Origin of the sequence: Pseudomonas sp. Yb2C2, from assembly GCF_052112325.1 — a bacterium.
Classification (GTDB): Bacteria; Pseudomonadota; Gammaproteobacteria; order Pseudomonadales; family Pseudomonadaceae; genus Aquipseudomonas; species Aquipseudomonas marginalis.
The window spans coordinates 269,883-296,142 of sequence record NZ_JAVAJK010000005.1 but is presented as its reverse complement, the minus strand read 5'-3'; the positions used below and the strand labels follow the sequence as shown (position 1 = coordinate 296,142).

The window sequence follows — 26,260 nt, the reverse complement described above, 5'->3', positions numbered from 1 at the left end:
TAATGCATGCATTGCCCGCTATGTAACGGGCTGATAGGGAGATCAATTTCAGTGGATGTGCCGTTGCTGCTCACCGCCGTTTCCGCGACTTCGCCCTGTGGCGAAGACATGGAATATGACGCGGATTTTCTCCAGCTGGAGCGTGATGCCAAAGGCCAACCCGAGCGCAGCATGGGCGATTCGATCCTGCCCGCCGAGCCGCCGGAATGGCGCAGCATCCAGCAGCAGAGCCTCGACTTGCTGCAGCGCAGCAAAGACCTGCGCATCACCCATTTCCTGTTGCAAAGCTCCCTCGCCCTCCAGGGTGCGGCCGGGCTGGCTGAAGTCCTCACGTTGATCAATGCGCTGCTGCGCGAATACTGGGCCGACCTGCACCCGCGCCTGGATGCCGACGACGATAACGACCCCACCGTACGCATCAACGCCCTCTCCGGCCTGACCAGCGACGCAACCATTCGTCTGCTGCGCGAGAGCATTCTCACGCGCTCGCGCACCTTCGGTCCGGTGAGCCTGCGCGCCGCGTTGAATGCCAGCGGCCTGATGAGTTTCCCCGACGAACAGCTCGGCGCCCAGCAGCTCAACGCCGCGTTTCTCGACAGCGACCCCGAACACCTGCAAGCCACCCGCGACGCCTTGAGCACCGCACGCGCCGCCTGCGAAGCCATCGAGCAGCAGGTCAGCGACCAGGTGGGTTCCGCCCAAGGCGTGGACCTCAGCCTGTTGAAGCAACCGCTCAAGCAGGCGCTGCAGGTCCTTAACCAGTTTGTTCCGAACGGCGCTGCCAGCAGCGAGCCCGAGGCCGTCAGTGACGACAATGCCCCCTCGGTGGACTTCGCCGCTGCCCCCGCCGCACCTCGCCCCAGCGGCGACATCAGCAACCGTGATGACGTGCTGCGCAGCCTCGACAAGATCCTTGCGTATTACACCCGGCACGAGCCTTCGAGCCCGTTGCCAGTGTTGCTGAACCGGGCCAAGCACCTTGTGCACGCCGACTTCGCGGCCATCGTGCGCAATCTGATTCCCGATGGGATGTCCCAATTTGAAAACCTGCGCGGCCCGGACGGCGAGTAAGCCGCTCGACTGCGCAGTAACAACACCGTCGCTCAAGCGACCAGGAGCAGCAACGTGGCGAAGCAAAGTTCTCAGAAATTCATCGCGCGCAACCGCGCGCCTCGAGTGCAGATCGAGTACGACGTCGAGCTCTACGGCGCCGAGAAAAAGGTCCAGCTGCCCTTCGTGATGGGTGTGATGGCCGACCTCGCCGGCAAGCCTGCCGAGCCTCTTCTGCCTGTGGCCGACCGCAAGTTCCTTGAAGTGGACGTCGACAACTTCGACTCGCGCCTCAAGGCCATGCAGCCGCGCGTGGCGTTCCACGTACCCAACGAGCTGACCGGCGAAGGCAACCTGAGCCTGGACATCACCTTCGAAAGCATGGACGACTTCAGCCCGGCCGCCGTGGCCCGCAAGGTCGACTCGCTCAAGCAACTGCTCGAAGCCCGCACCCAACTGGCCAACCTGCTGACCTACATGGACGGCAAGACTGGCGCTGAAGAAATCATCATGAAGGCGATCAAGGACCCGGCACTGCTCCAGGCACTTGCCAGTGCGCCTAAGCCTGCAGGGGACCAGTAATCATGACTGACAATACCGCCCGCGAAGGCGCCCAGAGCCTGGGTGCAACCGAGGAAACCAGCGAGTTCGCATCCTTGCTGATGCAGGAATTCAAGCCCAAGACCGAGCGTGCCCGCGAAGCCGTGGAAACCGCCGTGCGCACCCTGGCCGAACAGGCCCTGGCGCAAACCGACCTGGTGTCCAACGACGCGATCAAATCGATCGAATCGATCATCGCCGCCATCGACGCCAAGCTCACCGCCCAGGTCAACCAGATCATCCACCACCAGGATTTCCAGCAGCTGGAAAGCGCCTGGCGTGGCCTTCACTACCTGGTCAATAACACCGAGAGCGATGAGCAACTGAAGATTCGCGTGCTCAACATCTCCAAGCCGGACCTGCACAAGACCCTGAAGAAATTCAAGGGCACCGCGTGGGACCAGAGCCCGCTCTTCAAGAAGATGTACGAAGAAGAGTACGGCCAGTTCGGCGGCGAACCGTACGGCTGCCTGGTAGGCGACTACTACTTCGACCAGTCGCCACCGGACGTGGAACTGCTGGGCGAGCTGTCGAAAGTCTGCGCCGCCATGCACGCCCCGTTCATTGCTGCGGCATCGCCGACCGTGATGGGCATGGGCTCGTGGCAGGAACTGTCGAACCCGCGCGACCTGACCAAGATCTTCACCACCCCGGAATACGCCGGCTGGCGCTCGCTGCGTGAATCGGAAGACTCGCGCTACATCGGCCTGACCATGCCGCGCTTCCTGGCGCGCCTGCCCTATGGCGCCAAGACCGACCCGGTGGAAGCCTTCGCCTTCGAAGAAAACACCGACGGCGCCGACAGCTCCAAGTACACCTGGGCCAACGCCGCCTACGCGATGGCGGTGAACATCAACCGTTCGTTCAAGCACTACGGCTGGTGCTCGCGCATCCGTGGCGTGGAGTCCGGCGGTGAAGTGGAAAACCTGCCGGCCCACACGTTCCCTACCGATGACGGTGGCGTGGACATGAAGTGCCCGACCGAAATCGCCATCAGCGACCGCCGTGAAGCGGAACTGGCGAAGAACGGTTTCATGCCGCTGCTGCACAAGAAAAACACCGACTTCGCCGCGTTCATCGGCGCCCAGTCGCTGCAGAAACCGGCCGAATACGACGACCCCGACGCCACCGCCAACGCCAACCTGGCCGCGCGCCTGCCGTACCTTTTCGCCACTTGCCGTTTCGCGCACTACTTGAAGTGCATCGTGCGCGACAAGATCGGTTCCTTCAAAGAGAAGGACGAGATGCAGCGCTGGTTGCAGGACTGGATCCTCAACTACGTCGACGGTGACCCGGCGCACTCCACCGAGACCACCAAGGCCCAGCACCCGCTGGCCGCCGCCGAGGTGATCGTGGAAGACGTCGAGGGCAACCCGGGGTACTACAACTCCAAGTTCTACCTGCGCCCGCACTACCAGCTCGAAGGGCTGACCGTGTCGTTGCGCCTGGTATCGAAGCTGCCTTCGGCGAAAAGCGCGTAAAAAATCGGGACTGGCTCGCTCCCTGTAGGAGCGAGCTTGCTCGCGAAAAACTTGAAGGCGCTGCGTTCATCCAGAATGCCCGCGTCACCGTTGACGACCTTCGCGAGCAAGCTCGCTCCTACAGGGTTCGGCGGCGTTAACAAATACAGTGGCTGAGGCCACACAGGGAGAAAACATGGCTGTTGATATTTTCATCAAGATCGGCGACATCAAGGGCGAGTCCATGGACAAGGCCCACAAGGACGAAATCGACGTGCTGAACTGGAGCTGGGGCATGGCCCAGTCCGGCAACATGCACGTTGGCGGTGGCGGCGGTGCGGGCAAGGTGAACATCCAGGACCTGTCGCTGACCAAGTACGTCGACAAGGCCTCGCCGAACCTGATGATGCACTGCGCCAGCGGCAAGCACATCGACAAGGTCAAGCTGACCGTGCGCAAGGCCGGTGGCGAAAGCCAGGTCGAGTACATGGTGATCAATCTGGAAGAAGTGCTGGTAACGTCCCTGAGCACCGGCGGCTCGGGCGGCGATGACCGCCTGACTGAAAACGTCACCTTGAACTTCGCCCAAGTGATGGTCGACTACCAGCCGCAGAAAGCCGACGGCACCAAAGACGGCGGCGCGATCAAGTTTGGCTGGAACATCCGTTCCAACACCAAGCGCTGATACGCCTACCTCGCTCCGCCGTAGCAGCTGCCGAGCGAAGCGAGGCTGCGTTCGAGGACGAAGTCCTCGCACACCAGGCACTGAGGTTTACCTGATGAAACTCAGTGCCTGCTCTACGACTGCTTCGCAGTCGGACGCAGCCTTGCTTCGCTCGGCAGCTGCTACGGCGGGTCTTTCATTTTCGATATTGTCCGTGGAGCTGCTTTGGTGGTAACTGAAATCGCTTCCCGCGACCGTCTGCAACCGTCCCTGCTGGACCGGTTGACCGACGACGACCCAACCAATCCCAAGGAAAGCGCCGATAAACGCGTGCTGTCCCTGACCCAACTGAAAGCCTCGGTGCTGCGCGACCTGGCGTGGCTGCTCAATACCACGTCGTTGCTCGATGCCGATGCCACGCTGCACACACAGGCAGGCACCTCGGTGGTCAATTACGGCCTGCCGGCGCTGGCGGGCAACAGCGTTTCCAGCGTCGACATCAAGGCCCTGGAAGCCCTGATCTACCAGGCGATTGCCACCTTTGAACCGCGCATCCTGCGCCATACGCTGCGCGTCAAAGCCCGCGTCGGCCATGGCGAGATGAATCACAACGCCCTGAGTTTCGAGATCGAAGGCGACCTGTGGGCGCAGCCGGTGCCCTTGCGCCTGTTGCTGCAAACCGACCTCGACCTGGAATCCGGCCATGTGCGCGTGGTGAATGCCGACCAGCGGAGGCGCCCATGAACCCGCGCCTGCTGGAGCTGTACAACCAGGAACTGCACCACGTGCGCGAAAGCGCGGCGGAGTTCGCCAAGGAATACCCGAAGATCGCCAGTCGGCTGACCTTGTCCGGTATGGACTGCGCCGACCCGTACGTCGAACGCCTGCTTGAGGGCTTTGCCTACCTCACTGCCCGCGTACAGCTCAAACTCGACGCCGAGTACCCGACCTTCACCCACAACCTGCTGGAAATCGCCTACCCGCACTACCTGGCGCCGACACCATCGATGACCGTGGTGCAATTGCACACCGACCCCGATGAAGGCTCCCTGGCCAGCGGCTTCCCGCTGCCGCGCGACACCGTGTTGCGCGCCGCCCTGGGCCGCGAAACCCAGACCTGCTGCGAGTACCGCACCGCGCATCCGGTGACGTTGTGGCCGTTGCAGGTCAGCAGCGCCGAGTACTTCGGCAACCCCGCCGCCGTACTCGGGCGCCTGGCCGCCAGCGAGCCGAAAGCCAAGGCCGGCTTGCGCCTGACCCTGCGCACCGGCGCCGAATTGCCGTTCAACAGCCTCGACCTGGACAACCTGCCGCTGTACCTCAGCGGTGCCGACGAGCAACCGTTCCGCCTTTATGAACAACTGCTGGGCAATGCCTGCGCAGTGTTTGCACGCAAGCCCGGTGGCGATTGGGTCGAGCGCCTGCCCCAGGACGCGCTGCGCTCGCGGGGTTTCGACGACGCCGATGCGGCCATGCCGGTCGTCGCGCGCGCATTCCAGGGCTATCGCCTGTTGCAGGAATACTTCGCCCTGCCCCACCGCTTCCTGTTCGTCGAATTCGCCGAGCTGAGCCGCGCGGTCAAGCGTTGCGACGGCCAGGAGCTGGAACTGATCGTGCTGTTCGACCGTCACGAGCCAAGCCTGGAAGGCAGCGTCGGCGCGGCGCAGTTCCTGCCGTTCTGCACCCCGGCGATCAACCTGTTCCCGAAACGCGTGGACCGCATCCACTTGTCCGACCGAGTCAACGAGCACCACGTGATCGCCGACCGCACACGGCCGATGGATTTCGAGATTCATTCGTTGAGCGGCATCACCGGCCACGGCACCGGGCCAGAGCAGCCCTTTTTACCGTTCTATGCGGTCCGCGATCCATCCCGTTATGGCCGCGACCAGGCGTACTACACCGTGCGCCGCGAGCCACGGGTGTTGTCCAGCGACCAGCGCCGCAACGGCCCGCGCTCCACCTATGTGGGCAGCGAAACCTTTGTCAGCCTGGTCGACAGCCGCCAGGCGCCGTATCGCCACGACCTGCGCCAACTCGGCGTGACCGCGCTGTGCACCAACCGCGACCTGCCGTTGTTCATGAGCGTGGGCAACGGCAAGACCGACTTCACCCTGGCCGACAGCGCGCCGGTGTTATCCGTGCGTTGCGTCGCCGGGCCAAGCCGTCCACGCGCCAGCCATGCCCATGACGCCAAGGCCTGGCGCCTGATCAGCCAGTTGTCGCTCAACTATTTGTCCCTGAGCGAGCAAGGCCAGGGCGCGGCGGCGTTGCGCGAACTGCTGCGCCTGTATGGCGACAGCAACGACGCGGCGCTGCAATTGCAGATCGAAGGCTTGCGCGACGTCAGCAGCAAGGCCGTCACCCGGCGCCTGCCGATGCCCGGCCCGATTGTGTTTGGTCGCGGCCTGGAAATTACCTTGGAGTTCGATGAAAACGCGTTTCGCGGCACCGGCGTGTTCCTGCTCGGTGCGGTGCTGGAACGCTTCCTGGCACGCTACGTGTCGATCAACAGTTTTACCGAGACGGTGATCCGTACCACCGAACGCGGCGAGATCATGCGATGGAAAGCCAAGCCCGGGCGTCGTCCGACCCTGTGAGTACGTTGGATGCGATGCATCAGGAGCCCTGGGAATACGATTTCTTCCAGGCGTTGCGGCGTATCGAGTGCGAATCGCCCGAGCTGCCGCGCCTGGGCCATTCCCTGCGCCTGGCGGATGACCCGTTGCGCCTGGGGCAACAGGCCGATTGCACCTTCGCCCCGGCCACCCTGGCCTCGGTCGATCCCGGCGGCGACGGCAAGCCGGCGCGGCTGGAACAGTTCTTCTTCGGCCTTGGTGGCCCCAACGGCCCGTTGCCGCTGCATATCACCGAGTACGTACGCGAGCGCCAGCGCAACAACGCCGACAGCACCAGCAAGCAGTTCCTGGACGTCTTCCACCACCGCCTGCTGAGCCTGTTTTACCGGGCCTGGGCCGAGGCGCGGCCGACGGTCAGCCACGACCGCCCGGACGATGACTACTGGTCTGCACGCCTCGCCGCCTTGAGTGGCCGGGGCATGCCGAGCTTGCTTAACCAGGGGTTGATCCCCGACACAGCGAAGCTGCATTACAGCGGCCACCTGTCGGCACAAACCCGCTACCCGGACGGTTTGAAGGCGATTCTCGGCGAATATTTCGGCCTGCCGGTGGAGATCGAAGAATACGTCGGCCAATGGCTGGAACTGCCCGAGCGCAGCCGCGTGGGCGTGAGCGCCAACCAGCTCGGCGTGGACTTCTGCCTGGGCAGCCACGTGTGGGACCGCCAGCATAAATTCCGCATCCGCCTGGGCCCGCTCAAGTTGGACGACTACATGGGCATGCTGCCCGGCAGCCAGCCGTTCAACGAGCTGGTGGCGTGGGTGGCCGAGTACCTGGGCCATGAATTGGACTGGGACTTGAACCTGATTCTGCAACAACCCGAAGTACCGGCGCTGCAACTCAATGGCCAGTTCCGCCTGGGCTTCAACACCTGGCTCGGCTGCCCTGCGGTTGATGCCAACGACCTAATCCTGGCCCGGCATTACGCCGATCAAGCCACCACCTCAAGGAATCCAGAGCATGGGTGAAATCAGTCGCGCCGCACTGTTCGGCAAACTCAACAGCGTGGCCTACAAGGCCATCGAAGCCGCCACCGTGTTCTGCAAGCTGCGGGGCAACCCGTACGTGGAACTGGCCCACTGGTTCCACCAGTTGCTGCAACTGCAGGACTCGGACCTGCACCGCATCATCCGCCAGTTCAACCTCGAGCCGGCGCGCCTGGCCCGTGACCTCACCGAAGCCCTGGACCGCCTGCCGCGTGGCTCGACGTCGATCACCGACTTGTCGTCCCACGTGGAAGAGGCGGTGGAACGCGGCTGGGTGTACGGCAGCCTGATGTTCGGCGAAAGCCAGGTGCGCACCGGCTACCTGGTGCTGGGCATCCTCAAGACGCCAAGCCTGCGCCATGCGCTGCTGGGCTTGTCCTCGGAGTTCGACAAGATCAAGGCCGAAGCCCTGAGCGAGCGTTTTGACGAATACGTCGGTGATTCGCCGGAAAACGCCCTGACTGCCAGCGACGGTTTCAATGCCGGCGCCGTGCCGGGCGAGGCCAGCGGCGCCATGGCACCGAGTGCGATGGGCAAGCAGGAAGCCCTCAAGCGCTTCACCGTTGACCTCACCGAACAAGCGCGCAGCGGCAAGCTCGATCCGATCGTGGGCCGTGACGAAGAGATCCGCCAACTGGTGGACATCCTCATGCGCCGCCGCCAGAACAACCCGATCCTCACCGGTGAAGCCGGCGTCGGCAAGACCGCTGTGGTCGAAGGTTTTGCCCTGCGCATCGTCGCCGGTGACGTGCCGCCCGCCTTGAAAGACGTGGAACTGCGCAGCCTCGACGTCGGCCTGCTGCAAGCCGGCGCGAGCATGAAAGGCGAGTTCGAACAGCGCCTGCGCCAGGTCATCGAAGACGTCCAGGCCTCGCCGAAACCGATCATTCTGTTTATCGACGAAGCCCACACCCTGGTGGGTGCCGGTGGCGCTGCCGGAACCGGTGATGCGGCCAACCTGCTCAAACCCGCCCTGGCCCGTGGCACCCTGCGCACCGTGGCCGCGACGACCTGGGCCGAGTACAAGAAGCACATCGAGAAAGACCCGGCCCTGACCCGCCGCTTCCAGGTGGTACAAGTGGCCGAGCCGTCGGAAGACAAGGCGCTGCTGATGATGCGCGGCGTGGCCTCGACCATGGAGAAACACCACCAGGTGCAGATCCTCGACGAAGCCCTGGAAGCCTCGGTGAAGCTGTCCCATCGCTATATCCCGGCGCGCCAGTTGCCGGATAAATCCGTGAGCCTGCTGGACACCGCCTGTGCCCGCGTCGCCATCAGCCTGCACGCGGTGCCGGCCGAAGTGGACGACAGCCGCCGCCGCATCGAAGCCCTGGAAACCGAGCTGCAAATCATCGCCCGCGAGCATGCCATCGGCATTGCCATTGGTGCGCGCCAGAGCAACAGCGAAGCCCTGTTAAGCGCCGAGCGTGAGCGCCTGGCGACCCTGGAAAGCCGCTGGGCCGAAGAAAAAACCCTGGTGGATGAGCTGCTCGCCACCCGTGCAACCCTGCGCGAAAAGGCCGGCGTCGTGGACAGCGGCAACGATGAATTGCGTGCGCAACTGGTCGACCTGCAACAGCGCCTCACCGCGCTGCAAGGCGAAACCCCGTTGATCCTGCCGACCGTGGATTACCAGGCCGTGGCCTCGGTGGTCGCCGACTGGACCGGTATCCCGGTGGGCCGCATGGCCCGCAACGAACTGGAAACCGTGCTCAACCTCGACCAGCACCTGAAAAAACGCATCATCGGCCAGGACCACGCCCTGCAGATGATCGCCAAGCGCATCCAGACCTCCCGCGCCGGCCTCGACAACCCGAGCAAGCCGATTGGCGTGTTCATGCTGGCCGGCACCTCCGGCGTGGGCAAGACCGAAACCGCCCTGGCCCTGGCCGAAGCCATGTACGGCGGCGAGCAGAACGTGATCACCATCAACATGAGCGAGTTCCAGGAAGCCCACACGGTGTCCACCCTCAAGGGCGCACCACCGGGCTATATCGGCTACGGCGAAGGCGGCGTGCTGACCGAAGCGGTGCGGCGCAAGCCCTACAGCGTGGTGCTGCTGGACGAGGTGGAAAAAGCCCACCCGGACGTGCATGAGATCTTCTTCCAGGTGTTCGACAAGGGCGTGATGGAAGACGGCGAAGGCCGGGTGATCGACTTCAAGAACACCCTGATCCTGCTGACCACCAACGCCGGTACCGAGCTGATTTCCCAGGTCTGCAAGGACCCGGCGAACATCCCCGAGCCGGAAGAAATCGCCAAGGCCCTGCGCCAGCCGCTGCTGGAGATCTTCCCGCCCGCCCTGCTCGGCCGCCTGGTGACGATCCCGTACTACCCGCTGAGCGACGAGATGCTCAAGGCGATCACCCGCCTGCAACTCAACCGCATCAAGAAGCGCGTGGAGACGACCCACAAGGTCGCCTTCGACTACGACGACGCGGTGGTCGACCTGATCGTCTCGCGCTGCACCGAGACCGAAAGCGGCGGGCGCATGATCGACACCATCCTCACCAACAGCCTGCTGCCGGACATGAGCCGTGAATTCCTCACGCGCATGCTCGAAGGCAAGGCATTGGCGGGTGTGCGCATCAGCAGCCGGGATAACGAGCTGCATTACGACTTCAGCGACGCCGAATAACGACTGTTGGAATGCAATGCAAATATGGGAGGGGGCTTGCCCCCTCCCATATTTCGAACCGGTTCCGTCAGTTATTTAGTCATTTACAGGTTAACCGATGCTATTCAACCAAGCCTCACGCCTGGCCAAGATCACCAGCCCCCTCGGGCCGGATGTGCTGCTGCTCAATGAAATGGGCGGCGGCGAAGAGCTGGGCCGCCTGTTCAACTATGAACTGCAACTGACGTCCCTGGACGCCAACATCGACCTCAACCAGTTGCTCGGCAAGCCCATGAGCGTGGGCGTGCAACTGGCGGACGGCGGTGAGCGGCACTTCCACGGCATCGTCGCGCGCTGCAGCCAGAACATCGACCAGGGCCAGTTCGCCAGTTACCAGGTGACGCTGCGCCCGTGGTTCTGGCTGCTGACTCGCACCTCGGACTGCCGGATTTTCCAGAACCTGAGCATCCCGCAGATCATCAAGCAGGTGTTCCGCGACCTGGGGTTTTCCGACTTCGAAGACGCCCTGAGCCGGCCGTACCGCGAGTGGGAATACTGCGTGCAGTACCGCGAGACCAGCTTCGATTTCGTCAGCCGCCTGATGGAACAGGAAGGCATCTACTACTTCTTCCGCCATGAACAGGACCGCCATGTGCTGGTGCTGGCCGACGCCTATGGCGCCCACACCACGGTACCGGGCTACGCGTCGATCCCGTATTACCCCAAGGACGAGCAGCAGCGCGAACGCGACCACATGCACAACTGGCACCTGGCCCAGGAGGTTCAGCCGGGCTCGCTGGAGCTCAACGACTACGACTTCCAACGCCCCAGCGCCAGCATCGACGTGCGTTCGGCCATGCCGCGCCCGCATACCGCCGGCGACTATCCGCTGTACGACTACCCCGGCACCTACGTGCAAAGCGCCGACGGCGAACACTACGCGCGCACCCGCATCGAAGCCCTGCAAACCCTGCATGAACAGGTCGAGTTCGCCGGCAATGCCCGTGGCCTGGGTTCCGGCCACCTGTTCAGCCTCACCGGCTTCAGCCGCCAGGACCAGAACCGCGAATACCTGATCGTCGGCTGCCGCTACTACATCGTCCAGGAAAGCCTGGAAAGCGGCGGCGGTTCGGGTTCGGCGCAGTTCGAAAGCAGCCTGACCTGCATCGACGCCCAGCAAAGCTTCCGCCCGCTGGCCACCACCCACCGCCCCATCGTCAAAGGCCCGCAGACGGCATTGGTGGTTGGCCCCAAAGGCGAGGAAATCTGGACCGACCAGTACGGCCGCGTGAAGGTGCACTTCTACTGGGACCGCCACGACCAATCCAACGAAAACAGCTCGTGCTGGATCCGCGTGTCGCAGTCCTGGGCCGGCAAGAACTGGGGCTCGATGCAGATTCCACGGATCGGCCAGGAAGTGATTGTCAGCTTTCTCGAAGGTGATCCGGACCGCCCGATCATCACCGGGCGGGTATACAACGCCGAGCAGACCGTGCCCTACGACCTGCCGGAGAACGCGACCCAGAGCGGCATGAAGAGTCGCTCGAGCAAGGGCGGCACGCCGGCCAATTTCAATGAAATCCGCATGGAGGACAAGAAGGGGTTGGAGCAGTTGTATATCCATGCAGAGCGTAACCAGGACATTGTTGTCGAGGTGGACGAGAGTCATTCCGTCGGGCACGACCGCAATAAAAGTATCGGCCATAACGAGACGGTGACCATCGGCAACAACCGCCTGCGCATCGTCAAGCAGGAAGACATCCTCTCGGTGGGCCAGAGAAAGACCGACAGCATCAGCCAGAGCTACGTCATCGAAGTGGGCGAAAACCTGCGCCTGGTCTGCGGTGAAAGCATCCTGGAGCTCAACGCCAGTGGGCAGATCAACCTGACCGGCGTGAACATCAGCTTCTATGCCAGCGGCGATGCCGAGTTCAATACCGGCGGCGTGCTGCACCTGAACAACGGCGGCGGCCCTGGCGCCACGCCCGACGGCCAGGGCCAGAAAGGCGCCATCGACGCCAATATCAAAGCCGCCTTCCCCGCGCCTAAAAGCTCCTGACGAGACCCGTTTGCCATGACGTACCGAATCAACGAATTCCAGTTTCAATTGCCCGCCAGTGAGTTGCAGGACGCGACGATCAATATCCTCAAGTTCCCGGAGTTGGGCACATCCCTGATCGTCAGCCGCAGCCTGTTGGCCGACGGCGAAACCCTGCACAGCAACTTCAACGACCAGCTCCAGCGCCTGGAAAAACAGGTGCAGGATTTGCGCTATCAACCGGGTGTGGACGTGCGTTTGGGCGCCGCGCAGGAGGTGGAAGGCATCGAGCTGCGCAGCCAATTCAACAAGGGCAATGACAAGGTGTTCCAGTACCAGCTGGCCTTGGTGATACCGGGCACGCGCAAGATGCTCGCGTTGAGTTATGTGAAGGCGGACACGCTGGGGGATGCCGAGGCGGCGCACTGGGCCTTGATCAAAAACTCGCTGTCGTTCGACGCTATTTCCTGATGAGTTGCTTGTATGTCTGACGCGTTATGGGCGGCCCGGATGGGCGATGCGCTCTCCCACACTTCGATGATGGCCGACATCCTCGGCGGTGTGCTGGAGGTGGCGGCCAATATTGCGATCACCGCCGTGGCGACTGCGGCGGTGGTTGCCGCCACCGGGATTACCGTGGCCACCGGCGGGCTGGGTTGCTTCCTGCTGGGCGCCGTGGTGGGCACGATTGTCGGCCTGGCCATGAGCAAGACCGGGGCGGACAAAGGCTTATCGAATTTATGCGAGAGCTTCAGCAACGCCCTGTTCCCGCCTACGGTACAGGCGAACATTCTCACCGGTTCCACCAATACCCTGACCAACAGTATTCCGGCCGCTCGCGCCGCTGGCGCGATCAGTTCTCACGTCGCACCCGCCGGCACTGAGCTGGAAGAACCCGCGCCCGAGCCGGAAGCCAGCTACCTGGACATGGCCGAGAGTTTCTTCTCGCAGATGTGGCGCCCCACGGTTGCCACACCTGCGCCCGGCGCCGAACCCAAGCCGCTGGATTTGGTCACGTGCATGAAGCACCCGCCGATGCCGCCGCAGTTTCTGGCCGAGGGTTCGGAAAAAGTCACCATCAATGGCCAGCCGGCAGTGCGCAGCGGTGACCGCAGCACCTGCGATGCAACGGTGGTGTCGTCGGGGCTGATTTCCTCCAACGTGACCATTGGCGGCGGTTCGGTGGTGGTGCGCGAGATCCGCAGCGGCAAGACGCCGGGCGTCGGGCTGGCGGTGACAGCGTTGTTGATGCTCAAGGGCGGCAAGGGCAAGTTCTTCAGCAAGCTGCCGTGCATGTTGATCGGCGGCGCGACCTCGATGGCCGTGAGCAGCGCGATGGGGGCTATGGCCAATGCGGCCATGGGCTCGTCGAACCCGGTGCATGCGGCCACCGGCGCCAAGGTGCTGGGCGGCGATGATGAGCTGGATTTCGTACTGCCCGGCATCCTGCCGATTGATTGGCAACGCTTCTACAACAGCCGCGACGAACGCTCGGGCAGCCTGTTCGGCGCAGGCTGGAGCCTGCCGTATGAAGTGTGCGTCGACATCCAGCCTCACCCCGACGGCGGCGAAACGCTGGTCTACACCGATGAACAGGGCCGGCCTATCGACATGGGCAGTATTCCCCTGGGCGGCGCGGTGTTCAGCGCCGGTGAAGGGCTGGCCGTGCGCCGACACCTCAATGGGCAGTTGCTGATCGAAAGCGATGACGGGCTGTATCGCTTATTTGAGCCTTCCGCCAACCCGGCGTTGCTGCGCCTCAGCCAGCTCGGCGACCGCAACGACAACCGCATCCATGTTGATTACGACGAAGCCGGGCGGCTGATCCGGCTGCGCGATACGTTCGACCTGGTGCAAGTGGAGTTGATCCGCGATCAAGGCCACGTGATGCGGCTCGAACGACTGTACCCCGATCAGCGTCGCGAAGTACTCGTAAGCTATGGCTACGACGCTATCGGCAACCTGGCTGAGGTCCGCGATGCCACTGGCCAGGTACAGCGACGCTTCAGCTATGATGCCGGCCAGCGCATGGTCGAGCACCAGTTGCCGACCGGTCTGCGCTGTTTCTACGAATGGGCCTTGGTTGAAGACGTGGAATGGCGCGTGGTCCGGCACTGGACCGACGAAGGCGACGCCTACCAGTTCGACTATGACTTGCAGGCCGGTATCACGCGGATTACCGACGGCTTGCAACGCGTCAGTACTCGCCACTGGAACACCCAGCACCAGATCGTTCGCTACTGCGACAACCTCGGGCAAACCTGGCTGTTCGAGTGGAACGACGAGCGCCAATTGCTCAGCGCCACCGATCCACTGGGCGGGCGCTATACGTACAGCTACGACGACGCCGGCAACCTGATCGGCGAGACCGACCCGCTGGGCCGCAGTGACTCGACCTTGTGGCTTGAGCATTGGGCACTGCCGCTGGTGGAGACCGACGCCGCCGACAATAGCTGGGCGTATCGCTACGATCAGCGCGGCAACTGCATCGCCGAAACCGACCCGCTGGGCTACGTCACCCGCTACCGTTATGACGATCACGGCCAGGTCGTGGAGATCATCGACGCCACCGGCAAAAGCAAGAAGCTGCGCTGGAATCCGTTTGGGCAGTTGGTCGAGCATATCGATTGTTCGGGTTACCCGACGCGTTTCAGTTACGACGAGCGCGGTTATTTGCAGGTCATTACCGACCCGCTAGGGGAACGAACAACCTTCACATACGACACGACGGGCAGGATGCTCAGCCAGCAGTTGCCAGATGGTCGCATCGAGTATTTTCAACGCAACGCCTGCGGACAATTGACGGTCCATACCGACCCGTCAGGCCACTCGACTCATTATCAGTACAACCCTCGCGGGCGCATTCGCCAGCGCACGGATGCGCACGGCCGCAAAGTGCAATTCAGCTATGACAGCTACGCACGGCTGCAAGCACTGACCAATGAGAATGGCGAATGTTATCGTTTCACGTGGAATGCCAATGATCGCCTGGTCGAGCAGCGCGACCTAGATGGCAGCGCCCATCACTATGACTACGATGCATTGAACAGCATCACCAGCGTCACTGCTTTACCAGCTCACGACAGCAATGCGCCAGGTATCCCTGAACAGCCTATTGTTCACTATTTGGAGCGTGATGCTGCCGGGCGCCTGGTTGTCAAAATCACCGACGATGGCCGCACGGATTATTTATACGATCTCCTGGATCAATTGATCGCAATCACATTCAAGGACGCCCAGGGCAACGAACAAAAATTGAGTTATCGCTATGACGCCCTCGGCCAGCCACTTGAAGAGCAAAGCTCGGCCGGCAGTTTGAAACATCGCTATGACGAATTGGGCAATCTGACCCAGACCCAATTACCCGATGGTCGCTGGATCAACCGTCTGTACTACGGCAGCGGTCATTTGCACCAGATCAACCTCGATGGCCAAGTCATCAGTGACTTCGAGCGTGACCGCCTGCATCGTGAAGTACTTCGCACACAAGGTCAGATCAGCACCCGCACTGAATATGATCGAGGCGGGCGGTTGCGCGCTCGTGTACGGTATCCAAGTACCCTGCCGCGACCACTGACGGGAATGAGCCCGACATACTTCGACTTTGATCCCAGCGACAACCTGATCGCCCGCCACGAACAAAAAGCAGGAATTGCACACCAACAGTCGTTTCACTACGACGCCACTGATCGCATCATTGCCAGCCAGAATCCAATACATGGGACGCAGGAAAGCTTTGCTTATGACGCAGCGGCCAACCTTCTGGATGGTCCCCTGCCGGGTGTAGGCCTGGTGGTACATAACAAATTAATGACCTACCAAGACAAGCGTTACCGGTATGACAGTTTCGGTCGGCTGGTTGAAAAACGTAGTGCTCGTCGCGCCGTTCAACTATTCAAGTACGACGCTGAAAGCAGAGTGGTCGAAATACGAAATCAGCACGCCGCCAATGAAACCGTCATCACAATGACCTACGACCCTTTAGGTCGTCGGATTACAAAAACCGAACAAAACAGCAACGGTAATACGCTTGGTACCACTCGTTTTGTCTGGGACGGGTTGCAACTGATACAAGAGCATCGTAATAACCAGACCAGCCTTTATCTTTATGAAGATGGGAGCTATGAAGCGCTGGCACGTGTTGATGGCCTGGGCCCACTGCAAAGAATCAGGTACTACCACAACGACCCTAACGGACTGCCGCACGAATTGACGGACCACGATGGGCACCGTGTATGGCAGGCCAGTTATTACGCTTGGGGTAATACCGCCGAGGAAACCAGAGAATCTTCTTACATCGAAGAGCAGAACTTGAGGTTTCAGGGGCAATACTTGGACCGGGAAACCGGTTTGCACTACAACACGTTCAGGTTTTACGACCCCGATATAGGTCGGTTTATCACACCGGACCCCATAGGACTCGCCGGTGGCTTGAACCTCTATCAGTACGGGCCTAATCCGATGGGCTGGTGTGATGCGTGGGGGCTGGCAGGCAGTCCAACCACAGCGACTCATATCACCTACCTGGGCGTCGACAAAGCGACCGGCAAACCTTATGTGGGTTATGCCAGCATGCAAGGCAAGCAGGTAGGTTCAGACGTGTTGAACTATCGCTACGGGTCAAATTTCGATCGCTTTGGCGGCCAGGCACCTCAAGTCCTGCATACCGCCTATGGACAGGATGGCAAGGACACCACACGAGGGCTGGAACAACGAGTGTATGAAGGTTTGGGAGGAAAAGATGGAACCGCCAACGCACAAAATCCGGTCGGCAAAGGAAATGGCCGAAGGAAAGAATACCTAGCTGCGGCGGATAAACATTTGTCTCAGACTGACTCAGGCAAAGCACTGGATAAACGCATAAAAGCCGCGAATAAAACCAAGGGCAAAGCCCCTGCCAAAGTCGCCGGCAAAAGCAGGGGTGCGCGAGCAGGCCGCTGCTCGTGAATATCATCAATGACTATTGAAAATGGAGTGAGCCCATGGCCAAGCGCATCCTCTGGAAGGAAGGCGATCTAGTCAGCCTCAAATTGCGAGATGACTTATACACCGTAGGCCAGATGATCAAAAACTCCGTCATGCGCTTCTACGATGTGAGAAGTGTGGACGGCGCCTGGACCGAGCTTGCGCTGGACAACAGTATGATCCTGTTCAGTGGTTTTGTCGGCAAGGTGGTGACCCAGAGATTGGCAACGGAAAAACTAATTTCCGTCACACCATTTAGCCTTTCGGATCATGAGCGTTATTGGCTCAGGCCCCACGTCAGCTTTGAGGGCGGCTTTCCGTTTCGAGATGCTGATCTTGTTGACCTCGGCATCGGCTGCGATGCTGACTACAGCCTGGTACCTGCACTAAAGGAAGATCTGCAACTTTCTGACAGTCGCGACATTATCGAAAAGTATGAGTTGACCAACATGTGGGGAGACGAGGACCTCACCGACAGACTGTGTCGCTACTTCGATACCGGTGTTAACCGGGATGATTTGAAATTTGAAGTCTTTCCGGGACTCTGGAACGATCGTGAAAGCCTCAGGCCTTTGACCCGACGACTGCCTTTGCCGTTGAGATAAACAAGCAGTGTTTAGGTGATTTGAAGCATTAAAAAATGGGCACCCAACCCAGTCGGCGTGCCCATTCTTCTTACCGCCCCGCCTCCCTTCGAGACGGTACCGCAATTACGGGTTGACGCTGTCTTTGAGCGACTTGCCCGGCTTGAACGCAACGGTGTTGCTCGCCTTGATCTTCACAGGCTCACCGGTTTGCGGGTTTTTGCCGGTGCGGGCGCCACGGTGGCGTTGCAGGAAGGTGCCGAAGCCCACCAGGGTGACGCTGTCCTTGCGGTGCAGGGCGCCGGTGATTTCTTCGAGAACGGCGTTGAGGACGCGGTTGGCCTGTTCTTTGGTGAGATCCGCTTTTTCAGCGATGGCGGCTGCGAGTTCTGGTTTACGCATATGTGAAGCCTCTTTGACGGTTTTTTGTTGTTATGTCCGTGCTGCTCGTCTGTGGAGCAGCGCCCAAAGCGCCGCAGGCTCTACTCTGCGGCAGACGGGAGTGAGGATGGCATGCCCTCGCACGCTCCGCCAGTCTCGCGGCGACCTTTCTCGGGGGAAAAACGTGCTTATTCCGACAGAACGACCGGTATTTACGCCAGCAACGGCGGAAGTTCTTTGTTGAGGGCAAGTTTTTCCATCACGGCGTTGCCGGTCAGCGCGTAACCCAGCAGGCGGCCGTTGGCGTCGCGGCACAGGGCCTTGATGTCGGCACCCTGGCCTTCGACGCTCCACACCCCTTCGGTGCCCCGTGGCGGCGGGGATACCACCAGCGGGCAGACCGGGGTTTTCACGGTGACCGGCATCGGGCCGTAGCTGACGGCCGTGGCGTTACCGGCCAGGGTCTGGGCCAGGGCACGGGCGCAGCTCATCAGCGGCATGACGTACAGCAGGTTGAGGCCATCAACCTCGGCGCAGTCGCCCAGGGCGTAGATATTGGCGTGGGAGGTCTTGAGGTGGCGATCCACCATGATCCCACGGTTGGTCTGCAGGCCGGCCGCCGCAGCCAGGTCGACACGCGGACGCAGGCCGATGGCCGAGACCACCAGATCGCAGTGCACCACTTCACCGTCCGACAGATGCGCTTCCAGGCCGTCAGCGCTGCGTTGCAGGCGGTTGAGCACAGGGCCCAGGTGGAAACGCGCCCCCAGCCCTTCCAGGCCGGCCTGTACCGCTGCGGCCGCCGCCGGGTGCAGCAGGGTCGGCATGACTTGCTCGCACGGCGCCACCAGGTCGATTTCATAACCGCCGAGGATCAGGTCGTTGGCGAATTCACAGCCGATCAGGCCGGCGCCGAGCAGCAGCACGCGGCGCTTGCCGGCCGCGGCGGCGCGAAAGCGGGCGTAATCTTCGAGGTCATTGATCGGGAAAACCAGCTCAGCGGCGTCGCCTTCAACCGGTACCCGCACGGTCTCCGCGCCCCAGGCCAGGACCAGATCACGATAGACCACCGCTTCTTCACCGATCCACAGGCGCTTGTGGCCGGGGTCGATGCCGCTGACACGGGTGTGGGTGCGCACTTCGGCCTTGAGTTGCTCGGCCATGGCGCCGGGTTCGGCCATGCTCAGGCCATCGGCTTCCTTGTTCTTGCCAAAGCCGGTGGAGAGCATGGGCTTGGAGTAGGAGCGCCCGTCATCCGCGGTGATCAGCAGCAATGGGGTCTCGCTGTCGAGCTTGCGAAATTCCCGGGCCACGTTGTAACCGGCCAATCCTGTGCCGATGATCACGACAGGTGCGTTCATTCTGTTCTCCTTGTAGTACGTCTCTGAAACTGAAAATTAGCCGATTTCGATCATTTCGAAATCCATTTTGCCGACGCCGCAGTCCGGGCACAGCCAGTCTTCCGGTACGTCCTGCCACAGGGTGCCCGGAGCGATACCATCATCCGGCCAGCCGTCTTTTTCGTCATAGATCAGGCCGCAGACTACACATTGCCACTTCTTCATTTACTTGCTTCCTCAGGGTCCAGGCAGGTTGGCCGGCGGTCGATGGATCCAGCGTTGCCGCGCGGCTCAGGGCGTTTTGTACTGATCGGGGCCGACAGATGCAAGCTCGATCGACGCAAGGCGCCGGGCCGGCCCGGCAAAAGATCAGGACGCCATGGTAAGCTCGCCGCCTCTTTTGCCGCCAATACTGACGCACCGTGCCGCACTCAATCGCCCCTCCCGATGCTTGCCAATGGTTGACCCAGAGCCTCTTGAGCCCTGCGCCCGCGCCCTTGACCCTGAACTGGCTGTTCGACGAAGGCTCGCTGACCCGCCGGTTGACGTGGCTGTCCCACGATGGCTTCAGCGTGACGCCGCTGTTCGAAGGCTGGCAGCCGCTGCGCGATGATGAATGCGCGGCGCTGCACATGCCCCCGGCCAGTATCGGTTGGGTGCGCGAGGTGTATTTGCGCGGGCATGGCCAACCGTGGGTGTTCGCCCGCAGTGTGGCGGCACGCAGTGCATTGCAGGGCGACGGCTTGCATATGGATGAATTGGGCAGCCGTTCCTTGGGCGAATTGCTGTTTTGCGACCGCGCGTTCACCCGCCAGGCCATCGAGGTGTGCCATTACCCTCGCCAATGGCTGCCCACCACGGACCAGGCCGACGGGCTGTGGGCGCGCCGCTCACGCTTCGATCGCGGGCCGCTGAGCGTGCTGGTGGCGGAAGTCTTCCTGCCGGCTTTCTGGCACGCGCTGCATGACCATCCGGAGAACTGCTGATGTATCAACGTCTGCTCAAATCCTTGAACCGCCTGCACCCCCGGGCCTGGGATTTCATTCAGTTGACCCGCATGGACAAGCCCATCGGCATCTACCTGCTGCTGTGGCCGACGCTGTGGGCGCTGTGGATCGCCGGCAAGGGCTCGCCGTCCCTGGCCAATATCGTGATTTTTGTGCTGGGCGTTACGCTGACTCGCGCTGCCGGTTGCGTCATCAATGACTGGGCGGACCGCAAGGTCGACGGCCATGTGAAGCGCACCGCGCAACGCCCGCTGGCCAGCGGCAGGATCCGTTCGAAAGAGGCCTTGGTGTTCTTTGCGGTACTGATGCTGATCAGCTTCCTGCTGGTACTGCTGACCAACGCCACCACCATCTGGTTATCGCTGGGCGGCCTGGCACTGGCGGTCAGCTACCCGTTCATGAAGCGCTACACCTATTACCCCCAGGTGGTGTTGGGCGCGGCGTTTTCCTGGGGCATGCCGATGGCGTTCACCGCCGAAACCGGCCACCTGCCCGCTACCGCCTGGCTGCTCTATATAGCCAACCTGTTGTGGACAGTGGCCTACGACACCTATTACGCGATGACCGACCGCGACGACGACTTGAAGATCGGCGTCAAATCCACTGCCATCCTGTTCGGCGATGCCGACCGGGTGATCATCCTGACCCTGCAAGGCCTGGCGCTGCTGTGCCTGTTGCTGGCCGGCGCACGGTTTGAGCTGGGGAGTTGGTTCCACCTGGGGCTGCTGGCGGCGGCAGGCTGCTTTGCCTGGGAGTTCTGGTACACCCGCGACCGGGACCGGATGAAATGCTTCAAGGCGTTTTTGCACAACCACTGGGCCGGGTTGGCGATTTTTGTCGGGATTGTGGCGGATTACGCGTTTCGCTGAGGTTTTTGCAGTGCCTGGTCGGGCCTCATCGGGGGCAAGCCTCCTCCCACATTTGAATGTGTTCACACATCAAAAGGTGGGAGGGGGCTTGCCCCCGATGGTTTCAGCAGCGCCGCGAAATCAGGGCTTGATCACATGCCATGCCCCACCCTTGCCATCACCGCTCTTGTCACCGGCCTTGTGGTCATCCTTGTAGGTGTAGACAGGTTTGCCCTTGTAGGCCCATTGACTGGTCTGGTCATCACGGGTGATCACGGTCCAATCGCCCATTGATTTGTCGGTAGACTCTGCTTTCAGCGGCGGCCAGTTGGTCGCGCACTGGTCCTTGCACACTGACTTGCCATCGGCGTCCTTGTCGAAGGTGTAAAGGGTCTTCCCACTGTGATCCACTAACAGACCGTTCTGGGTCATCGCCGGCTCCGCCGCGAATGCCAGTGTCGGGAGCGTCAACGCCGCCGTGACCAGCAGGGCCTTCCAAGAAAAAGTACTGTGAGTCATCGGAACCTTCCTTTTGTGGTTGTCAGGATTCGGACCCAAAGCGTAGTCCAGAGTGCCCCGAATTGCCCAAGCGACTAAATTACTGTCACACGACTGCAATAATTCCGTTATCTAATGCGGCGCAAGACAGTTAAATGACAAGAGGATTTTCGAGCATGGTTGGCAGGAGCATTCTGATTGTTGACGACGAAGCGCCCATCCGCGAGATGATCGCCGTTGCGTTGGAAATGGCCGGCTATGACTGCCTGGAGGCGGAGAACTCCCAGCAGGCCCATGCCATTATCGTCGACCGCAAGCCGGACCTGATCCTGCTGGACTGGATGCTGCCCGGCACCTCCGGCATCGAACTGGCCCGCCGCCTCAAGCGCGATGAGCTGACCGGGGATATCCCGATCATCATGCTCACCGCCAAGGGCGAAGAAGACAACAAGATCCAGGGCCTGGAAGTCGGCGCCGATGACTACATCACCAAGCCGTTTTCCCCACGGGAACTGGTAGCGCGCCTGAAAGCCGTGCTGCGCCGTGCCGGCCCGACCGATGGCGAAGCACCTATCGAAGTCGGTGGCCTGCTGCTGGACCCGATCAGCCACCGCGTAACCATCGACGGCAAGCCGGCCGAGATGGGCCCGACCGAATACCGCCTGCTGCAGTTCTTCATGACCCACCAGGAGCGTGCCTATACCCGTGGCCAGTTGCTGGACCAGGTGTGGGGCGGCAACGTGTATGTCGAGGAGCGCACCGTCGACGTGCATATCCGTCGCCTGCGCAAAGCCTTGGGCGATGCCTACGAGAATCTGGTACAAACCGTGCGCGGCACTGGCTACCGGTTTTCAACCAAAGGTTGAAACCTAGCTGCAAGTGATCAGCTACAAGCCGCAAGAAAAAAGCCGCCTCGCTCTGACTTGAAGCTTGCAGCTTGAAACTTAAAGCTGCTCCGAAGGACGCTCCATGAACCAAAACTGGCATGGCACCCTGATCCGCCACATGCTCCTGTTGATCACCGCCTGCTTGTTGGTCGGCCTGGTCAGCGGCTATTACGGCTGGAGCCTGGCCATCGGTATCGGCCTGTACCTGGGCTGGACCCTCAAGCAATTGCTGCGCCTGCATGAATGGCTGCGCCAGCACAAACCCGACGAAGCACCGCCCGATGGCTACGGCCTGTGGGGTGAGGTGTTCGACAGCATCTACCACCTGCAACGCCGCGACCAACGGGTACGCGGGCGCCTGCAAGCCGTGATCGACCGGGTGCAGGAGTCCACCGCTGCGCTCAAGGACGCGGTGATCATGCTCGACAGCGACGGCAACCTGGAGTGGTGGAACCGCGCCGCCGAGACCCTGCTGGGCCTCAAGACGCCCCAGGACAGCGGCCAGCCGGTAACCAACCTGGTGCGTCACCCGCGCTTCAAGGAATACTTCGAGCAGGACAACTACGAAGAAGCCCTGGAAATCCCCTCGCCCACCAACGACCGTGTGCGTATCCAGTTGTACCTGACCCGCTACGGCAACAACGAACACCTGATGCTGGTGCGCGACGTAACCCGCATCCATCAGCTGGAGCAGATGCGCAAAGACTTCGTTGCCAACGTCTCCCACGAACTGCGCACGCCCTTGACGGTGATCTGCGGCTACCTGGAGACGCTGCTGGACAACGTCGAGGAGATCAACCCGCGCTGGAGCCGTGCCCTGCAGCAAATGCAGCAGCAGGGTTCACGCATGCAGACCCTGCTCAACGACTTGCTGTTGCTGGCCAAGCTCGAGGCCACGGATTATCCGTCGGACAACCAACCGGTAGCCGTCCAGAGCCTGTTGCAGACCATCAAGAATGACGCCAAGGCCCTGTCGGGCGAGCGCGGGCAGCAGATCAGCCTGGATGCCGACCCGCAGGTGTTACTCAAAGGCAGCGAGGGCGAATTGCGCAGCGCGTTCTCCAACCTGGTGTTCAACGCGGTGAAGTACACCCAGGACAAGGGCACTATCCGCATCCGCTGGTGGGCCGACGAGCAAGGCGCACACCTGAGCGTGCAGGACTCTGGCATCGGCATCGACGCCAAGCATCTGCCGCGCCTGACCGAGCGTTTCTACCGCGTCGATTCCAGCCGCAACTCCAACACCGGCGGCACCGGGCTGGGCCTGGCCATTGTCAAGCATGTGCTGCTGCGCCACCGTGCACGCCTGGAAATCAGCAGCGTGCTGGGACATGGCAGTACATTCACCTGCCATTTTCCACCTGCGCAGATGACCCGTTCGCGGGTCGTCGGAAATGACGAATAACTCAAACACAGCACAAAACTAAATGTGGGAGGGGGCTTGCTCCCGATGGCGGTGCATCAGTATCAGATATGCAGACTGACACACAGCTCTCGGGAGCAAGGCCCCTCCCACAATTGGAATTGTGCTGTTTCGAATAAGGCATTCCAGGCCCCACCCGGCAGCAACCACTAGGCAAGCGCCCCGTCAGCCGCTACATTGGCCGACTTGCGCCTGCCTTTCAGGCCCTTCTGTCACCCCTTATTGAACACACGGAACCTGCAAAACCCAATCATGGACCCTTCCCCTGGTATCACCCTCGCCACACTCTTCGCCGATTTCGGCATGATTCTTTTTGCTCTAATCCTGGTACTGCTCAACGGTTTTTTCGTTGCGGCGGAATTTGCCATGGTCAAGCTGCGCTCGACCCGGGTCGAGGCCATCGCCCACACCAACGGCTGGCGCGGGCAGATCCTGCGTACCGTGCACAGCCAGCTCGACGCCTACCTGTCGGCCTGCCAGCTGGGTATCACCCTGGCCTCCCTGGGCCTGGGCTGGGTTGGTGAGCCGGCATTCGCGCACATCCTCGAACCGCTGCTGGGCGCCGCAGGCGTCGAATCGCCGGAAGTGATCAAGGGCGTGTCGTTCTTTGCCGCGTTCTTCGTGATTTCCTACCTGCACATCGTGGTCGGTGAACTGGCGCCCAAGTCCTGGGCCATTCGCAAGCCCGAACTGCTGTCACTGTGGACGGCGGTGCCGCTGTACCTGTTCTACTGGGCCATGTACCCGGCGATCTACCTGCTCAACGCCAGCGCCAACGCGATCCTGCGCATCGCCGGCCAAGGCGAGCCCGGCCCGCACCACGAGCACCATTACAGCCGCGAAGAGCTCAAGCTGATCCTGCACTCCAGCCGTGGCCAGGACCCGAGCGACCAAGGCATGCGCGTACTGGCCTCGGCCGTGGAGATGGGCGAGCTGGAAGTGGTGGATTGGGCCAACTCCCGTGAAGACCTGGTGACCCTGGACTTCAACGCCCCGCTCAAGGAAATCCTCGCGCTGTTCCGTCGCCATAAATTCAGCCGCTATCCGGTGTATGACGCGGTGCGCAACGAGTTTGTCGGGCTTTTGCACATCAAGGACCTGCTGCTGGAACTGGCGGCCCTGGACCACATCCCCGAATCGTTCAACCTGGCCGAGCTGACCCGCCCGCTGGAACGTGTGTCGCGGCACATGCCGTTGTCGCAGTTGCTGGAGCAGTTCCGCAAAGGCGGCGCGCACTTTGCCCTGGTGGAAGAAGCCGACGGCAAGATCATCGGCTACCTGACCATGGAAGACGTGCTGGAAGTGCTGGTGGGCGATATCCAGGACGAACACCGCAAGGCCGAGCGCGGCATCCTCGCCTACCAGCCTGGCAAACTGCTGGTACGGGGCGATACGCCGCTGTTCAAGGTGGAACGCCTGTTGGGCGTCGACCTGGACCACATCGAGGCCGAAACCCTGGCAGGGCTGATCTACGACACCCTCAAGCGCGTGCCGGAAGAGGAAGAAGTGCTGGAGGTTGAAGGCTTGCGGATCATCATCAAGAAGATGAAAGGGCCGAAGATCGTGCTGGCCAAGGTCCTGCTGCTGGATTGACCCTCAATTGCCCAATGCAAAATTGGGCAATGTCCCGACCGGCTGGTTGAATTCGTAAGGAATCGACACCAGCCCGGCCGCGGTACTCTGTTGCACCACAAAGTGCAGGTGCGGCCCGCTGCTGTTGCCGGTATTGCCCGACAACCCCAGCGCGCTGCCCACCGCCACACGCTGCCCCGGCCTGACACTCACCGAGCCTTGCTTGAGGTGCAGGTACACACCCTGGGTGCCGTCATCGTGCTGCACGCGCACGAAATTGCCTGACGCATCGTTGCCGCGTCCGATCTGGCTATTCTCGATTTTCACCACCACACCGCTGCGTGCCGCGATGATCGGCGTGCCTTCGGGCATGGCGATGTCCATGGCGTAGCGGCTTTTGGCGTCGGTGTGGCTGAAGCTGCCGTTGGGACCTTGGGTCAGGCGGAACGGACCGCCACGCCAGGGCAAGGGGTAACGGTAGGCTTGTTGCGGGTAAACGGGTTTTGGCCTGTAGAGTACCGGCGGCTGTACGCGCTCGACCCTACGTTCCTGGATCACGAACGCCTGGGCGCCGGGGGTTTGCCGATCGCTGAAAAACACCATGCCGTTGGCATCGGTGGATTTGTACAGGGTCATGGCCTGGGTCGAATTGGCGACCAAGGCCAACATGCAGGACAGCAAAAGGCGAAGGAGCATGGCGC

Annotated in this window: 22 protein-coding genes; 17 read left to right on the top strand and 5 right to left on the bottom strand. The window is 61.6% G+C overall.

Annotation, left to right across the window (positions count from 1 at the left end):
• Positions 1 to 51 precede the first annotated feature (51 nt).
• From tssA to Q8X51_RS09360, 12 genes are all read left to right on the top strand, one after another.
• Positions 52 to 1,071 carry a type VI secretion system protein TssA gene (tssA, locus tag Q8X51_RS09415; RefSeq protein ID WP_065926731.1) on the top strand — a complete coding sequence of 340 codons (1,020 nt, stop codon included), beginning with the start codon at positions 52 to 54 and terminating at the stop codon, positions 1,069 to 1,071.
• A 54-nt stretch (positions 1,072 to 1,125) separates the two neighbouring features.
• Positions 1,126 to 1,632, top strand: a complete 507-nt coding sequence (gene tssB, locus Q8X51_RS09410) for a type VI secretion system contractile sheath small subunit (protein ID WP_065926732.1) — start codon at positions 1,126 to 1,128, stop codon at positions 1,630 to 1,632.
• 2 nt (positions 1,633 to 1,634) lie between these two features.
• Complete coding sequence (gene tssC, locus Q8X51_RS09405; protein WP_065926733.1) at positions 1,635 to 3,131, top strand: type VI secretion system contractile sheath large subunit; 1,497 nt, start codon at positions 1,635 to 1,637, stop codon at positions 3,129 to 3,131.
• A 175-nt stretch (positions 3,132 to 3,306) separates the two neighbouring features.
• Positions 3,307 to 3,795 carry an Hcp family type VI secretion system effector gene (locus Q8X51_RS09400; RefSeq protein ID WP_015886558.1) on the top strand — a complete coding sequence of 163 codons (489 nt, stop codon included), beginning with the start codon at positions 3,307 to 3,309 and terminating at the stop codon, positions 3,793 to 3,795.
• A gap of 207 nt (positions 3,796 to 4,002) precedes the next feature.
• Positions 4,003 to 4,518 carry a type VI secretion system baseplate subunit TssE gene (gene tssE, locus Q8X51_RS09395; protein ID WP_027608263.1) on the top strand — a complete coding sequence of 172 codons (516 nt, stop codon included), beginning with the start codon at positions 4,003 to 4,005 and terminating at the stop codon, positions 4,516 to 4,518.
• On the top strand, positions 4,515 to 6,374 hold the full coding sequence (gene tssF, locus Q8X51_RS09390) for a type VI secretion system baseplate subunit TssF (protein ID WP_027608262.1): 1,860 nt from the start codon (positions 4,515 to 4,517) through the stop codon (positions 6,372 to 6,374). Before tssE ends, tssF begins: the two co-directional genes overlap by 4 nt.
• The gene (gene tssG / locus Q8X51_RS09385; RefSeq protein WP_065926735.1) at positions 6,338 to 7,381 is read left to right on the top strand and encodes a type VI secretion system baseplate subunit TssG; all 1,044 of its coding nucleotides are present in this window, start codon (positions 6,338 to 6,340) and stop codon (positions 7,379 to 7,381) included. The genes tssF and tssG overlap by 37 nt, the downstream gene beginning before the upstream one ends.
• On the top strand, positions 7,374 to 10,037 hold the full coding sequence (gene tssH / locus Q8X51_RS09380) for a type VI secretion system ATPase TssH (RefSeq protein WP_074847996.1): 2,664 nt from the start codon (positions 7,374 to 7,376) through the stop codon (positions 10,035 to 10,037). Before tssG ends, tssH begins: the two co-directional genes overlap by 8 nt.
• Before the next feature lie 97 nt (positions 10,038 to 10,134).
• Entirely contained in the window at positions 10,135 to 12,075 is a 1,941-nt protein-coding gene (locus Q8X51_RS09375; RefSeq protein WP_065926737.1) for a type VI secretion system Vgr family protein, read from the top strand.
• 15 nt (positions 12,076 to 12,090) lie between these two features.
• On the top strand, positions 12,091 to 12,525 hold the full coding sequence (locus Q8X51_RS09370; RefSeq protein ID WP_065946491.1) for a DcrB-related protein: 435 nt from the start codon (positions 12,091 to 12,093) through the stop codon (positions 12,523 to 12,525).
• Positions 12,526 to 12,537: 12 nt separating this feature from the next.
• Complete coding sequence (locus Q8X51_RS09365; RefSeq protein ID WP_407693720.1) at positions 12,538 to 17,001, top strand: RHS repeat-associated core domain-containing protein; 4,464 nt, start codon at positions 12,538 to 12,540, stop codon at positions 16,999 to 17,001.
• Between the two features lie 35 nt (positions 17,002 to 17,036).
• Entirely contained in the window at positions 17,037 to 17,624 is a 588-nt protein-coding gene (locus Q8X51_RS09360) for a hypothetical protein (RefSeq protein ID WP_065926740.1), read from the top strand.
• Positions 17,625 to 17,729: 105 nt separating this feature from the next.
• Here Q8X51_RS09360 and Q8X51_RS09355 read toward each other — a convergent pair whose 3' ends face one another.
• The 3 genes from Q8X51_RS09355 to Q8X51_RS09345 form a co-directional block, all read right to left on the bottom strand.
• The gene (locus Q8X51_RS09355; protein ID WP_003213368.1) at positions 17,730 to 18,005 is read right to left on the bottom strand and encodes an HU family DNA-binding protein; all 276 of its coding nucleotides are present in this window, start codon (positions 18,003 to 18,005) and stop codon (positions 17,730 to 17,732) included.
• A 191-nt stretch (positions 18,006 to 18,196) separates the two neighbouring features.
• Positions 18,197 to 19,345, bottom strand: a complete 1,149-nt coding sequence (locus Q8X51_RS09350; RefSeq protein ID WP_065946490.1) for an NAD(P)/FAD-dependent oxidoreductase — start codon at positions 19,343 to 19,345, stop codon at positions 18,197 to 18,199.
• 36 nt (positions 19,346 to 19,381) lie between these two features.
• A complete protein-coding gene (locus Q8X51_RS09345) occupies positions 19,382 to 19,549 on the bottom strand; it encodes a rubredoxin (protein ID WP_003213373.1) in 168 nt (55 codons plus the stop codon).
• Positions 19,550 to 19,746: 197 nt separating this feature from the next.
• Here Q8X51_RS09345 and Q8X51_RS09340 point away from each other — a divergent pair, with 197 nt between their 5' ends.
• Together Q8X51_RS09340 and ubiA are read left to right on the top strand one after the other, a co-directional pair.
• Entirely contained in the window at positions 19,747 to 20,310 is a 564-nt protein-coding gene (locus Q8X51_RS09340) for a chorismate--pyruvate lyase family protein (RefSeq protein ID WP_407693721.1), read from the top strand.
• Positions 20,310 to 21,200 (top strand): 4-hydroxybenzoate octaprenyltransferase, encoded by an 891-nt coding sequence (gene ubiA, locus Q8X51_RS09335; RefSeq protein ID WP_065926743.1) that lies wholly within the window; start codon positions 20,310 to 20,312, stop codon positions 21,198 to 21,200. The genes Q8X51_RS09340 and ubiA overlap by 1 nt, the downstream gene beginning before the upstream one ends.
• Positions 21,201 to 21,320: 120 nt before the next feature.
• On the opposite strand, the gene Q8X51_RS09330 is transcribed toward ubiA, so the two are convergent.
• The gene (locus Q8X51_RS09330; RefSeq protein ID WP_027608253.1) at positions 21,321 to 21,698 is read right to left on the bottom strand and encodes a COG4315 family predicted lipoprotein; all 378 of its coding nucleotides are present in this window, start codon (positions 21,696 to 21,698) and stop codon (positions 21,321 to 21,323) included.
• A gap of 155 nt (positions 21,699 to 21,853) precedes the next feature.
• On the opposite strand from Q8X51_RS09330, the gene phoB reads away from it, so the two are divergent.
• From phoB to Q8X51_RS09315, 3 genes are all read left to right on the top strand, one after another.
• Positions 21,854 to 22,543 carry a phosphate regulon transcriptional regulator PhoB gene (phoB, locus tag Q8X51_RS09325; protein ID WP_003176964.1) on the top strand — a complete coding sequence of 230 codons (690 nt, stop codon included), beginning with the start codon at positions 21,854 to 21,856 and terminating at the stop codon, positions 22,541 to 22,543.
• Positions 22,544 to 22,646: 103 nt separating this feature from the next.
• The gene (gene phoR, locus Q8X51_RS09320) at positions 22,647 to 23,969 is read left to right on the top strand and encodes a phosphate regulon sensor histidine kinase PhoR (RefSeq protein WP_407693722.1); all 1,323 of its coding nucleotides are present in this window, start codon (positions 22,647 to 22,649) and stop codon (positions 23,967 to 23,969) included.
• A 270-nt stretch (positions 23,970 to 24,239) separates the two neighbouring features.
• Positions 24,240 to 25,580 (top strand): hemolysin family protein, encoded by a 1,341-nt coding sequence (locus Q8X51_RS09315; protein WP_027608251.1) that lies wholly within the window; start codon positions 24,240 to 24,242, stop codon positions 25,578 to 25,580.
• A 3-nt stretch (positions 25,581 to 25,583) separates the two neighbouring features.
• Here Q8X51_RS09315 and Q8X51_RS09310 read toward each other — a convergent pair whose 3' ends face one another.
• A complete protein-coding gene (locus tag Q8X51_RS09310; protein ID WP_065926746.1) occupies positions 25,584 to 26,255 on the bottom strand; it encodes a peptidoglycan DD-metalloendopeptidase family protein in 672 nt (223 codons plus the stop codon).
• Between the last annotated feature and the right edge of the window lie 5 nt (positions 26,256 to 26,260).